A 13,550-nucleotide genomic window follows, 5' to 3' on the forward strand; every position below is an offset into this window, starting at 1 on the left:
AGATACAGTAACCTACAAACCACTTGGAAACTTGGTTCCAAAACCAGGAACACCAGACGATCCAAACTTCCCATCAACACCAAAAGTGAAGTATCCAAATGATCCAACAGATCCAGGTAAACCAGGTAAACCAGTTGTTCCAGACGTACCAGGCTACAAACCATACTTGCCAGATCCAAAAGATCCAAGCAAACCAGGTAAACCAGTAGAACCAGGTAAGGAGCTACCAAACCTTCCAACAAACCCAGGTGAAGACACCCCAATCATCTACGTACCAATCGTAAATGATGTGAAGAAACCAACTAAACAAACAGTTAAGTTTGAAGGAGCAGGCGATAAGACTCCAGCCGACAACGTCCAAGACGACTTCACATTCACTGGTAAAGAAAACAAAGCTGATGGAAGTACAACATGGAATGAGAAGAGCCATACTTATGGTAAGGTATCTGTACCAGTAATTCCAGGTTACTACGCTGATAAGACAGAAGCTGGTGGTAAGACAGTTACTCCAGAAAATCCTGAAGCAACAGATACAGTTACTTACAAACCGCTTGGAAAATTGGTTCCAAAACCAGAGAAACCAAACGATCCAAACTTCCCATCAACACCAGAAGTGAAGTATCCAAATGATCCAACAGATCCAGGTAAACCAGGTAAACCAGTTGTTCCAGACGTACCAGGCTACAAACCATACTTGCCAGATCCAAAAGATCCAAGCAAACCAGGTAAACCAGTAGAACCAGGTAAGGAGCTACCAAACCTTCCAACAAACCCAGGTGAAGACACCCCAATCATCTACGTACCAATCGTAAATGATGTGACTAAACCAACTAAACAAACAGTTAAGTTTGAAGGAGCAGGCGATAAGACTCCAGGAGACAATGTCCAAGATGACTTTACGTTTACTGGTAAAGAAAACAAAGCTTCTGGAACTACAACATGGAATGAGAAGAGCCATACTTACGGTAAGGTATCAGTTCCAGTAATTCCAGGTTACTACGCTGATAAGACAGAAGCTGGTGGTAAGACAGTTACTCCAGAAAATCCTGAAGCAACAGATACAGTTACTTACAAACCGCTTGGCAGTTTGGTTCCGAAATCTGATGATCCGAAATTCCCATCAACACCAGATGTGAAATATCCAAATGATCCAACAGATCCAGGTAAACCAGGTAAACCAGTTGTTCCAGACGTACCAGGCTACAAACCATACTTGCCAGATCCAAAAGATCCAAGCAAGCCAGGTCAACCAGTAGAACCAGGTAAGGAACTTCCAAACCTTCCAACAAATCCAGGTGAAGATACACCAATCATCTACGTACCAATCGTAAATGATGTGAAGAAACCAACTAAACAAACAGTTAAGTTTGAAGGAGCAGGCGATAAGACTCCAGGAGACAATGTCCAAGATGACTTTACATTTACTGGTAAAGAAAACAAAGCTTCTGGAACTACAACATGGACTGAGAAGAGCCATACTTATGGTAAGGTATCTGTACCAGTAATTCCAGGTTACTACGCTGATAAGACAGAAGCTGGTGGTAAGACAGTTACTCCAGAAAATCCTGAAGTAGTAGAGATTGTTACCTATAAACCACTTGGAAGCTTGGTTCCAAAATCTGATGATCCGAAATTCCCATCAACACCAGATGTGAAATATCCAAATGATCCAACAGATCCAACAAAACCAGGAAAACCAGTTGTTCCTAATGTACCAGGCTACAAACCATACTTGCCAGATCCAAAAGATCCAAGCAAACCAGGTAAACCAGTAGAACCAGGTAAGGAACTTCCAAACCTTCCAACAAACCCAGGTGATGACACACCAATCATCTACGTTCCAATTGTACCAGTAACTCCAGAGAAACCAGTGACTCCAGAGAAACCAGTAACTCCAGAGAAACCAGTAACTCCAGAGAAACCAGTAACTCCAGAGAAACCAGTAGCTCCAGAGAAACCAGTAGCTCCAGAGAAACCAACCTCTGCTAAAGAAAATACTCCTCAGTTGCCAAATACTGGTACTGAAGATCATACTAGCTTAGCAGCACTTGGACTTCTTGGAGTAATGAGTGGATTTGGACTTGTAGTTCGTAAGAAAAAAGAAGATTAAAATAAAAATTTAATCCTATTGAAATTACTTCGGACTAGATGATAGAGTCTATAGCATTAAGAGGACAAACATTTTAAGAATGTTTGTCTTCTTTTTAGTTATCAAATTTGGTATTCAATATTACCTTACAATACTTTATAGAGATAATTTTGTATGTGTAATACTCAAAATGAATCAAACTTAATTTTTTATGTGGAACACTTTATGCAATTGAAAATATACTCTCAAAGAATATTCAAAATTAAAATAATAATACTTGGAAATACTAGCTAAAAACTAACTCTAGAATGTCAAAAATTTACTAAATTTTCCTGAGTAGACTAAGATAGAAAATTATAAAAAATGTGTTTTAGCCAGATTTATCTGCATTAGTCTAGCTTTTATCAATGGAAAATGTTATAATAGGCTGTATTTAAAAAAATTTTAAGGAGAAATGACAGAATGTCTGTATCATTTGAAAACAAAGAAACAAACCGTGGTGTCTTGACTTTCACTATCTCTCAAGACCAAATCAAACCAGAATTGGATCGTGTATTTAACTCAGTAAAGAAATCTCTTAACGTTCCTGGTTTCCGTAAAGGTCATCTTCCACGTCCTATCTTCGACAAAAAATTTGGTGAAGAGTCACTTTACCAAGACGTTATGAACGCTCTTTTGCCAAACGCTTATGAAGCGGCTGTAAAAGAAGCTGGTCTTGAAGTCGTTGCACAACCAAAAATTGACGTAACTTCTATGGAAAAAGGTCAAGACTGGGTTATCACTGCTGAAGTTGTTACAAAACCTGAAGTTAAATTGGGTGACTACAAAAACCTTGAAGTATCAGTTGATGTAGAAAAAGAAGTAACTGATGCTGATGTTGAAGAACGTATCGAACGTGAACGCAACAACTTGGCTGAATTGGTGATTAAAGAAGGTGCTGCTGAAAACGGCGACACTGTTGTTATCGACTTTGTTGGTTCTATTGACGGTGTTGAATTTGACGGTGGAAAAGGTGAAAACTTCTCACTTGGACTTGGTTCAGGTCAATTCATCCCTGGATTTGAAGACCAATTGGTAGGTCACTCAGCTGGTGAAACTGTTGATGTTATCGTAACGTTCCCAGAAGACTACCAAGCTGAAGACCTTGCTGGTAAAGAAGCTAAATTCGTAACAACTATCCACGAAGTAAAAGCGAAAGAAGTTCCAGCTCTTGACGATGAACTTGCAAAAGACATCGATGAAGAAGTTGAAACACTTGCTGAATTGAAAGAAAAATACCGCAACGAATTGGCTGCTGCTAAAGAAGAAGCTTACAAGGATGCCGTTGAAGGTGCAGCAATCGATAAAGCAGTTGAAAATGCTGAAATCGTAGAACTTCCAGAAGAAATGATCCACGAAGAGGTTCACCGTTCAGTAAATGAATTCCTTGGAAACTTGCAACGTCAAGGTATCAACCCTGACATGTACTTCCAAATCACTGGAACTACTCAAGAAGACCTTCACAAACAATACGAAGCAGAAGCTGAGTCACGTACGAAGACTAACCTTGTTATCGAAGCAGTTGCGAAAGCTGAAGGATTTGACGCTTCAGAAGAAGAAATCCAAAAAGAAATCGAGCAATTGGCTGCAGACTACAACATGGAAGTTGCACAAGTACAAAGCTTGCTTTCAGCTGATATGTTGAAACACGATATCACAATCAAAAAAGCTGTTGAGTTGATTACAAGCACAGCAACAGTTAAATAATCTTAATAAACAAAAATCCCACCTGATTAGGTGGGTTTTCTTATGCTTTATTTTCCGAAAAACTCCTGCAGGTCATCTTGGCTAATCCCAATCATGGCTGGGATACTAGACCAGTTGTCCTCGGTTAGGATGTAGGATTGTTCAGTGTCTGTAACTGGTGTAGCTTCAGTAGCTGATTTACTAGTTCCATCAGTTGATTCTATTAAGTCGCTGAAACGCTCAATCAAATAGGTCTTACGAGCTGTTCCGATGTGCTGAGTTGCATAGTCAAAGGCCTGTAATTCACCTAGTAAGATAAGTTTGCTTTTGGCTCGAGTGATGGCAGTGTAGATGAGATTACGCTCTAACATGCGCTTGCTTGCACTGGTAATAGGCAGAATAACGACGGGAAACTCGCTACCCTGAGACTTGTGGATACTCATGGCATAGGCTAAGCGAATCTTGTACCATTCATTTCGAGGATAGGAGACCTCATTGCCGTCAAAATCAATCATCATTTCATCTTGCTTGGACTCGGTGTATTTTCCTGGAATCAAGTCTGTGATATAGCCTAAGTCTCCGTTAAAGACATTGACCTCTGCATCGTTGACTAGGTGAATAACCTTATCTCCTGTTCGATAGTGACACTGAGGAGCTTCAAAGCTAAGCTGGTCTTTTTGTGGAGGATTGAGTAGGTCTTGCATGAGCTGGTTGATGGCATCAATACCAGCAGTTCCACGGTACATAGGGGCAAGAACCTGAATGTCGCGAGCAGGAATGCCACTTCTGATAGCAGCACCCAAAATTTTTTCAATGCTAGCAGGGATATGGTTACTAGCGATTTCAAAGTAGGAGCGGTCTGCTTTTTTCTGGGTAAAATCTGCAGGTAATATTCCCTGGCGAATCTGACTTGCAAGAGTGACGATGGTTGATTCTTCGCTCTGACGGTAGATTCTTTCTAAACGTGTTTGAGGAATGGTTGGTATCTGGAGTAAATCTGCTAGGACTTGACCAGGACTGACAGAAGGCAGCTGGTCGCTATCACCCACGATGAGAATTTTACTGTTTGAAGAGATGTTGGAGAAGAGCTGGTTGGCCAGCCAAGTATCTACCATCGAAAACTCGTCAACAATGATAAAGTCAGCATCCAGATAATCCTCCAGATGGCTAGTGTCGTCATCTCCAGTCATGCCTAGGTGGCGGTGAATGGTAGCGCTTGGTAGACCTGTCAAATCGTTCATGCGACGGGCTGCGCGACCAGTTGGAGCAGCTAGGAGAATGGGTAAATTGCTCTTTTTCTTGAGGACCAGTCCTTCCAAAAGAGCATAGACAGCGATAATGCCATTGATAACAGTTGTCTTACCAGTACCAGGTCCACCTGTAAGGATAAAGACCTTGTTTTGGATAGCATCGCAGATGGCCTGTTTTTGAATGCTATCATACTCAATTCCCAGTTCTTCCTCAACAGTTGCGAGATGTTCTTGAATGGTTTCTAGATCCTGTTTTTTACTCTGACCTTTTTCGAGGATTCTGATGAGATGGCTGCGAATCCCTTCTTCTGCAAAAAAGAGGCTATTATCAAAGATTTTGGTATCAATCTGCTGGACCTTATCTTCTTCAATCAGAAAAGCAAGCTCTTGGGCAACTTGACTAGGCTCTAGTTCGACTGGACGAGAGGATTCCAGAAGGTTGAGGGTTTGCTCTAACAAGTCTCTAGCTTCCATATAGGTATCTCCCGTCTCCATGCAACCTTGAAAGAGACTATGGACAAGACCCGCACGGAAGCGCTCAGGAGCCTGGCTTTCAATTCCCAGTTCTTGGGCCAATTGGTCAGCAATGGTAAATCCCAAGCCCTTGATATCCTCGACCAGTTGATAGGGATAGTTCTCGACAATCTCTAGCGTTTCTTCCTTGTAAAAGTCTTGGATCTGAAAGGCTAGCTTATTTGGAATGCCGTAATTAGCCAGTTTGGCTAAGACCATCTCTGTTCCGTAATTAAGACGAAGGGTTGAGACAAAGGCTTCCCGATTTTTAGCAGAGAGGCCAGAGATAGACTGGAGCTTGTCTGGATTTTCTAGTATTTTGTCAATAGTGTTATCTCCGTAAATATCCACAATTTTCTGGGCTGTTTTGAGTCCAATTCCCTTGAAATGACTGCTGGAGAAATACTTGACCAAGCCCTTACTAGTCGGCTTGGCTCTCTCATAGCGAGTCATTTGTAGCTGTTCACCATATTTGGAGTGTTGGACAATTTGTCCCCAAAAGGTGTATTCCTCTCCTTCAATGATATCAGCCATAGTACCTGTGACAATGATTTCATAATCATCAAAGTCTTCAGCATTGGTATCCTCAATATCTAGGAGTAAAATACGGAAAAAATTGCTGACATTTTCAAAAATAATGCGCTCAATGGTGCCTGAAAAATAAACTTCCATAAAATTCCTTACAATAATTTCTGAGAAAATGTGTCCCAGATTTAGTCAAAATAGAATGAGAAGAGGCTGAGATGGGAAATTCTCGGCCTCTTCCTAGTTTTTAAAATGTTCCGATACGTTTGAGTGGCCAGAAGCGGAATTTGGCTTCTCCAGTGATATCTTTTGCCTTAAAGGTACCAACATGTCGACTGTCGCTAGATACCAGACGGTCATCACCTAGGAGGAGGTATTCTCCTTCTGGGACAGTAAAGGTAAAGCTAGTGTTGTAATTAACATCTAGGGTAAATGCCTGAGCCTTTTGAGCTAAAGTTCTAAAGTATTCGCCCTTTTTGCCGTCCCAACCACTTCCAGTATAGGTACTTTGGAGCTTGTCTTCCTTGAAGCGCTTGAGGTATTCTGCTAAATAGGGTTCATCAGTTTCTTGACCGTTAATATAGAGTTTATCGTTGTCATAACGAATGGTATCTCCTGGCATACCGATAACTCGCTTGATGATATCCTTGTTTCCATCCTCTTCATGGGCAACTACGATATCAAAACGGTTGATTGGAAGATGTTTGACAACGAAGAGAACTTCTCCATCGGCTAGGGTAGGGTCCATAGAGTGTCCTTCTACACGGACATTTCTCCAAAGAAACATCCAACTAAGAGCAACAAGAGTAATGAAGAGGATAAAACTCCCCCACTCTTTTAAAAATGATTTAAAATATTTCATAATTTACCTTTCTAGCAGTTTTTTTGCTTTTTCAGTGTTTTTGAAGTGAAGTTTGGCGCAGAAGTTAAGTCCCTGCATACCATAAGCTTGAAGGATTTGGCTAGCTACCTTGTCAGAAGCCGTTCCAGCCCCACTTGGAAGTTGGTAACCAAGTTCTCGTCCCAGATTTTCTAAGTTTTCCAGAAAGAGATCACGCGCAATGATAGAGCTTACTGCGACTGCTAAGTATTTGCTTTCTGCTTTTTCCTCCAGACTAACTGGATTGGAAAAATGATTGGCTTCATTTTTTAAGTACTTTTCATAGTTTTGAGCACTAGTAAAAGCATCAATAACAATCTTTTCTGGCTGGACTCCCTTTTGGAGAAGGAGAAAAATGGCTTGATTGTGAAGAGCTACCTTGACAGACACAGCATTGTAACGTTCACCAATCACCTCATTATACTTGGTCGGTGACAGGAGGAGTGCTTGATGCTGAATTTTTTCTTTGAGAATAGGCGCAATCTGACGAATTTTCTGGTCGGTCAGGGTCTTAGAATCTCCGACACCAAGTTTTTGTAAGAAGTCATGCTGGTCAGGAGTCACAAAGGATGCTACTACAGCCAGACCACCAAAGTAGGAACCATTTCCTACTTCGTCAGTTCCAATCATCGGAAAGTTTTGTCCACTAGCTACTGGCCTGACCTGATAACCAAAAAAGCTGGCGTAACGTTCAGCAGCTTCTCCTTGCAAGAGCACTTTTCCTGATGTGTAGATGGAAACACTTGCCTGCGGAAGCTTGAAAAAGTAGCGAATATAAGGATTTTTACTAGGAGTCAGTGCTTGTTCATATTTCTGAACAAAGGCTTGGATTTCCTTTTCGCTCGGAGTTAATGTAATACTTGCCATAATTCTTATTGTACCATAAAAGCCGTAGAATTGGTAAAAACTGACAAATTTAGTGAAATTTGGTATAATATCGTGAGGTGAATTTTTATGGCAAATTTAAATCGATACAAGTTTACATTCGGAAAAAAAACATTGACCCTAACAACTGAGCATGACAACCTCTTTATGGAGGAAATTGCCAAGGTCGCAACAGAAAAATATGAAGCAATTAAAGAGCAGATGCCTGGAGCGGATGATGAGATAATCGCTATTTTATTAGCAGTCAATAGCTTGTCAACCCAACTCAGCCGTGAGATTGAATTTGATGATAAGGAACAAGAATTAGACGACCTTCGTCATCAACTTGTAGCGACTAAACAAGAGCATAGCAAGATTGAGGATTCCCTATGATTTCCGTCTTTCTTTTATTGGTTCTGGCTTGGAGTTTTTATATCGGTTATCGTAGAGGTTTGGTTCTACAGATTTACTATTTTGTAGCAACTTTGATTTCAGCTCTTCTTGCAGGAAATTTTTATCAATCTTTAGGGAAACAATTTGATTTGTTGATTCCTTATGCCAATCCCCAGGAAGGGCAGGGTACCTTTTTCTTCCCATCTGACCAGCTCTTCCAATTGGACAAGGTCTTTTACGCAGGTATTGGCTATCTCTTAGCCTTTGCCGTATTTTACTGCATCGGTCGTTTGATTGGACTCTTTTTTAACCTAGTACCAACCAAAAAGTTAGGTGGCAAATATTTTCGCATCGGTGCAGGAGTCTTATCAGTTGGAGTGACCTTATTTGTCCTCCAGATGATACTGACCATTCTTGCGACTGTTCCTTTACAAATTGTTCAAAATTCACTTGAAAACAGTTTTGTAGCTAAACATATTATCCAGAGTGTTCCCGTCACTAGTCATGTGATTAAACAACTATGGGTAACCAAAATAATCGGATAAAAAGGGCGGGAATTATTCCTAGCCTTTTGTTTACAATTCCAAAAGTTAAGGAGACTTTTGGAAAAGAGTGAGAATTTTAAAAATTGTTCGCTCATTACGAAGGAAAAGAAAATGAATAAAAAAATACTAGAAACATTAGAATTTAATAAGGTTAAGGCTTTATTTGAGCCCCATCTTTTGACTGAACAAGGACTAGAACAGTTGAAAGAACTTGCTCCGACTGATAAAGGAGACAAGATTAGACAAGCTTTTGCAGAGATGAAGGAAATGCAAGAACTCTTTGTCGAGCATCCTCATTTCAGCATTTCCGCAATAAAAGATATTGCAGCGACCTCCAAACGTTTGGAAATGGGTGCTGATCTCAACATCGAGGAATTTCTCCTTCTCAAACGTGTCATATTTGCCAGTCGTGAATTGCAGAATTTTTATGACAATCTTGAAAATGTACGTTTAGACCACCTAGCTAACTGGTTTGAGAAACTTCATGATTTTCCACATTTACAGGGAAATCTACAAGCCATCAACGAAGCTGGATTTATTGAGAACTTTGCTAGTGAGGATTTGGCACGAATCCGTCGAAAAATCCATGATAGTGAAAGTCAAGTCCGTGATGTCTTGCAAGACCTTCTCAAACAAAAAGCTCAGATGCTGACAGAGGGTATCATCGCAAGTAGAAATGGTCGCCAAGTTCTTCCAGTTAAGAATACCTATCGTAACAAGATTGCTGGTGTGGTTCATGATATCTCTGCCAGCGGGAACACTGTTTATATCGAACCACGTGAAGTGGTCAAGCTAAGTGAAGAAATCGCAAGTCTTCGTGCAGACGAACGCTATGAGATGATGCGTATCCTCCAAGAACTCTCTGAACGAGTAAGACCACACGCAGCTGAAATCGCCAATGATGCTTGGATTATCGGACATTTGGACCTGATTCGTTCTAAGGTTCGCTTTATCCAAGAGACGGAGGCAGTAGTACCTCAAGTGTCTGAGGGACAGGAGATTCAACTTCTTCACGTTCGTCATCCTCTTGTAAAAAATGCAGTCGCAAATGATGTGCACTTCGGCAAAGAATTAACAGCTATCGTCATCACGGGTCCTAATACGGGTGGTAAGACCATTATGCTCAAGACCTTAGGTTTGACCCAGTTGATGGCCCAGTCTGGTCTACCAATTTTAGCTGATAAGGGAAGTCGTGTAGGGATTTTTGAGGAGATATTCGCAGATATTGGAGATGAACAATCCATCGAACAAAGTCTCTCAACCTTCTCTAGTCACATGACTAATATCGTAGATATTCTGGGTAAGGTCAACCAAAACTCCCTCTTGCTACTTGATGAGCTTGGAGCAGGAACAGATCCCCAAGAAGGTGCAGCCCTTGCCATGTCTATCTTAGAAGACTTACGCCTGCGTCAGGTCAAGACCATGGCAACCACTCACTATCCTGAACTCAAGGCCTACGGGATTGAAACGGCCTATGTTCAGAATGCTAGTATGGAATTTGATACAGCTAGCCTGCGCCCAACCTATCGCTTTATGCAGGGAGTTCCAGGTCGAAGCAATGCCTTTGAAATTGCCAAACGTCTAGGCTTGTCAGATGTCATCGTAGGTGACGCTAGTAAGCAAATTGACCAAGACAACGATGTTAATCGTATCATTGAGCAATTGGAAGAGCAGACACTTGAAAGTCGAAAACGTCTTGAAAATATTCGCCAAGTCGAGCAAGAAAACCTCAAGATGAACCGTGCCCTTAAAAAACTTTATAACGAGCTCAACCGTGAAAAGGAAACTGAACTCAATAAGGCGCGAGAACAAGCTGCTGAGATTGTTGACTTAGCACTAGCTGAGAGTGATGATATACTTAAAAATCTTCACAGTAAATCTCAACTAAAACCACATGAGATTATTGAAGCCAAGGCTAAGCTCAAAAAATTAGCCCCTGAAAAAGTTGACCTTTCTAAAAACAAGGTCCTCCAAAAAGCTAAGAAGAAACGAGCTCCAAAAGTTGGAGACGATATCATCGTTTTAAGCTATGGTCAACGAGGTACCTTGACCAATCAACTCAAGGATGGACGTTGGGAAGCACAGGTTGGCTTGATTAAGATGACGCTCGAAGAAAAAGAGTTTGACTTGGTACAAGCTCAGCAAGAAGCACCAGTCAAGAAAAAACAAGTCAACGTCGTCAAACGTGCTGCTGGCAAAGGTCCACAAGCTCGACTAGACCTTCGTGGCAAACGCTACGAGGAAGCTATGGAAGCCTTGGATGCCTTTATAGACCAAGCCCTACTCAACAATATGGCCCAAGTTGATATCATTCATGGTATCGGTACAGGGGTCATCCGTGAAGGGGTAACCAAATACCTGCAAAGAAACAAGCAAGTCAAGAGCTTTGGTTATGCACCACAAAATGCAGGCGGATCTGGCGCAACCATTGTAACCTTTAAGGGATAAAGCAAAAATAATGAAAATTTGATCCTAGATAAACTACCTCTACCTGCAAGATAATCTGTTACAGCCTTTTCTTTTAACTCTGAACTATATTTCTTCCAGCTATGACGCTCCTTGAGCCCTTCTACACCATCTGTTTGATACTTACGAATCCAATTTCTGATTGTGTCACCATTTACTCCAAATGCTTTGGTCAAAATAGATATTGACTTCCCTTGTTCAAGGTAAAGATGAACAACTTCTAACTTCTCCTCCACTGATTTCGGACCTCTTTTTGCCATACGAAAACTCCCCCTGTAGTTTCTAGTGAAATTTTGTTTTTTCACTGTCCACTATAAGGGGAGTATATCAAACTTTAGTAGTAAGCAAAAGGGGGGCAAAAATATTATAGTCAATTGAAATAAGAACAAGACTATATCGTGCCACTTTCAAGTGGTGTAGTTATAGGTGTAGGAGTCTTGGCTTGTGTAGGGATTGGTTTTCTCTTTCCTGAAGCTAACAAGTAAGAAGAATAATACAAAAAATCTCGAGATTTTCTCGAGACTTTTTCTTTATTGACCTGCGTAATATTTTTGAATTCCCTTAACGATACCTGCAACCAATCTGTTTTGGTAGGCGTCACTGCGGACTTGTTGATTCTCATTGAAATTGTCAATATATCCCAATTCCAATAGAACAGCTGGTTTATTAGTTTCTCGAAGGACAGCAAAACTACTTCGTAGACGACCTGCATCCTTAGCACCAGTTTCAGCTAACAGTGAAGAGTGAATATCTGCTGCAAGGCGATTACTTTCACTGATACGATCAGGATGATTATGCCAGTATGGATTGATCTTAGAAGGATAGCCAGTAGCTTCTTCATAAGAATAAGTCTGAATCCCAGCTTTATTTGAAGCTGGATTTCCAGTAGCATTGAAGTGAATACTAATAAAGATGTCTGAATCAGTCTTATTAACCATTCTTGAGCGTTCGGTGACAAAGTCTACAAAGACATCGCTATCTCTTGAAGTTAGAACAGTGTAACCAAGGGCTTCAAGTTCCTTGCGTAGTTTTCGGTAAACTTGCATGTTCAGTTCTTTTTCGGTGATGTTATAATAAGATGCTCCAGGATCTTTACCACCATGGCCTGGATCTAGGAAGATGATATTGTTATATTTCCCCTTTTCAAACCCGTGGCTTGCAGAAGCTTCTCCAAGCCATTTTCCATCACTTTGAAATTGCTGGTTTTTCCCATCAATTTTATAGGTACCTGTAACATAGACTCCATTTTCATCTACATAGTAGCGAGCTTTATAGTAACTATCGTCAATCCATTCGCTCTTAGCCATGTAGCCACCTGCCTTGAGGTAGTAGGAGCCAATCCATTGACGCGCTGCATAAGTACCACCAGATTTCAAGTAGAACCAACTATCATAGTTTTTATCGAAAATCCATTCTTTTTCAGCCATAGCACCGCTAGCTTTTAGGTAGTAGCTACCTTGCCATTGGTTGTTTGCCATAGTGGCGTCTTTGTTAAAGTAGTACCAGGTACCACTAATTTTGTCCCACTTATTTTTGATTAATTTACCAGAAGCAGGGGCATAGTACCATTGCCCATCTTGCTTGACCCAAGAACTCTCAGCCATGGCACCACTATTAGTAAACAGATAGTCGTTAAAAATCGTGTTGCTGAGCATGACACCATCTTGATCAAAATAGTACCAGACACCACCGATTTTTTCCCATTTTTGTTGAGAAATTTTTCCATAAGCGTTAGCGTAATACCATTTGTCTTGGAGTTTACTCCAACCAGAATCAACCATAGCCCCGCTACTAGTCAGAATGTACCCATCATAGATCGTATCGCTCAACATGATTCCATCTTTGTTGAAGTAGTACCATTTCCCCTGAATTTTTTTCCAGTTAAGAACAGGGGCATTGTTTTCATAGAAACGCCAGTTGTTTTCCTCTAATACCCAACCTTCTTTTTGGACTTCAGGAGCCTTGTCTTCTTCTTTCTTAGCTGGATTTGTCGTTTGATTGGCATTTGCTTCAGTTGAAGGTTCAGTTTCCTTGGCTGGAAGACTGTTTTTCTCCACTTTATCAGTAGAAGTTTCACTGTGTGTTGTTTCTACTGGGGTAGACTGTGCTTGGTTTTCCTCAGCATAGCTAAGGTTGGTGGTTAGACCAAATACTGAAAGCGTAATGGCACTTGTGAACTGCACCCCAAAAGTTAGACAGAAAAAATCTAACTTTTGGGGTGTTTTGTTATGAAATTAACTTATGATGATAAAGTTCAAATCTATGAACTTAGAAAACAAGGATATAGCTTAGAGAAGCTT

At 40.8% G+C, this 13,550-nt stretch carries 9 protein-coding genes and 2 pseudogenes; 6 read left to right on the forward strand and 5 right to left on the reverse strand.

Annotated elements, in window-relative coordinates:
* Both QM374_RS10040 and tig read left to right on the forward strand, forming a co-directional pair.
* The coding region (locus QM374_RS10040) for a mucin-binding protein (protein ID WP_414311654.1) at positions 1-2,110 on the forward strand (2,110 nt) is incomplete at its 5' end.
* Between the two features lie 441 nt (positions 2,111-2,551).
* Positions 2,552-3,835 carry a trigger factor gene (gene tig / locus QM374_RS10045; protein ID WP_414311655.1) on the forward strand — a complete coding sequence of 428 codons (1,284 nt, stop codon included), beginning with the start codon at positions 2,552-2,554 and terminating at the stop codon, positions 3,833-3,835.
* A 47-nt stretch (positions 3,836-3,882) separates the two neighbouring features.
* Here tig and QM374_RS10050 read toward each other — a convergent pair whose 3' ends face one another.
* The 3 genes from QM374_RS10050 to rnhC all read right to left on the reverse strand — a co-directional run bounded on the left by QM374_RS10050 (position 3,883) and on the right by rnhC (position 7,849).
* The gene (locus QM374_RS10050; RefSeq protein ID WP_414311656.1) at positions 3,883-6,249 is read right to left on the reverse strand and encodes an ATP-dependent RecD-like DNA helicase; all 2,367 of its coding nucleotides are present in this window, start codon (positions 6,247-6,249) and stop codon (positions 3,883-3,885) included.
* A 100-nt stretch (positions 6,250-6,349) separates the two neighbouring features.
* Positions 6,350-6,964 (reverse strand): signal peptidase I, encoded by a 615-nt coding sequence (gene lepB, locus QM374_RS10055; protein ID WP_281335061.1) that lies wholly within the window; start codon positions 6,962-6,964, stop codon positions 6,350-6,352.
* A gap of 3 nt (positions 6,965-6,967) precedes the next feature.
* Entirely contained in the window at positions 6,968-7,849 is an 882-nt protein-coding gene (gene rnhC, locus QM374_RS10060) for a ribonuclease HIII (protein ID WP_049549399.1), read from the reverse strand.
* 87 nt (positions 7,850-7,936) lie between these two features.
* Here rnhC and QM374_RS10065 point away from each other — a divergent pair, with 87 nt between their 5' ends.
* The 3 genes from QM374_RS10065 (at position 7,937) to QM374_RS10075 (ending at position 11,232) form a co-directional block, all read left to right on the forward strand.
* Entirely contained in the window at positions 7,937-8,239 is a 303-nt protein-coding gene (locus QM374_RS10065) for a hypothetical protein (protein WP_049549400.1), read from the forward strand.
* The gene (locus QM374_RS10070) at positions 8,236-8,784 is read left to right on the forward strand and encodes a CvpA family protein (RefSeq protein ID WP_049549401.1); all 549 of its coding nucleotides are present in this window, start codon (positions 8,236-8,238) and stop codon (positions 8,782-8,784) included. The genes QM374_RS10065 and QM374_RS10070 overlap by 4 nt, the downstream gene beginning before the upstream one ends.
* 111 nt (positions 8,785-8,895) lie before the next feature.
* A complete protein-coding gene (locus QM374_RS10075; protein WP_414311657.1) occupies positions 8,896-11,232 on the forward strand; it encodes an endonuclease MutS2 in 2,337 nt (778 codons plus the stop codon).
* 29 nt (positions 11,233-11,261) lie between these two features.
* Here QM374_RS10075 and QM374_RS10080 read toward each other — a convergent pair.
* Both QM374_RS10080 and QM374_RS10085 read right to left on the reverse strand, forming a co-directional pair.
* Positions 11,262-11,510: pseudogene (locus tag QM374_RS10080) on the reverse strand (transposase); the annotation flags it as partial.
* Positions 11,511-11,780: 270 nt separating this feature from the next.
* Positions 11,781-13,433, reverse strand: coding sequence for an N-acetylmuramoyl-L-alanine amidase (locus tag QM374_RS10085; RefSeq protein WP_414311658.1), 1,653 nt, complete (start codon positions 13,431-13,433; stop codon positions 11,781-11,783).
* 45 nt (positions 13,434-13,478) lie between these two features.
* Here QM374_RS10085 and QM374_RS10090 point away from each other — a divergent pair.
* Positions 13,479-13,550: pseudogene (locus QM374_RS10090) on the forward strand (transposase); the annotation flags it as partial.

Origin of the sequence: Streptococcus infantis (assembly GCF_047465525.1) — a bacterium.
Taxonomy (GTDB): domain Bacteria; phylum Bacillota; class Bacilli; order Lactobacillales; family Streptococcaceae; genus Streptococcus; species Streptococcus infantis_R.

Coding starts and splice junctions, on each gene's coding strand:
- tig (WP_414311655.1), top strand. CDS start 2,552: ATGTCTGTATCATTTGAAAACAAAGAAACAAACCGTGGTGTCTTGACT.
- QM374_RS10050 (WP_414311656.1), bottom strand. CDS start 6,249: ATGGAAGTTTATTTTTCAGGCACCATTGAGCGCATTATTTTTGAAAAT.
- lepB (WP_281335061.1), bottom strand. CDS start 6,964: ATGAAATATTTTAAATCATTTTTAAAAGAGTGGGGGAGTTTTATCCTC.
- rnhC (WP_049549399.1), bottom strand. CDS start 7,849: ATGGCAAGTATTACATTAACTCCGAGCGAAAAGGAAATCCAAGCCTTT.
- QM374_RS10065 (WP_049549400.1), top strand. CDS start 7,937: ATGGCAAATTTAAATCGATACAAGTTTACATTCGGAAAAAAAACATTG.
- QM374_RS10070 (WP_049549401.1), top strand. CDS start 8,236: ATGATTTCCGTCTTTCTTTTATTGGTTCTGGCTTGGAGTTTTTATATC.
- QM374_RS10075 (WP_414311657.1), top strand. CDS start 8,896: ATGAATAAAAAAATACTAGAAACATTAGAATTTAATAAGGTTAAGGCT.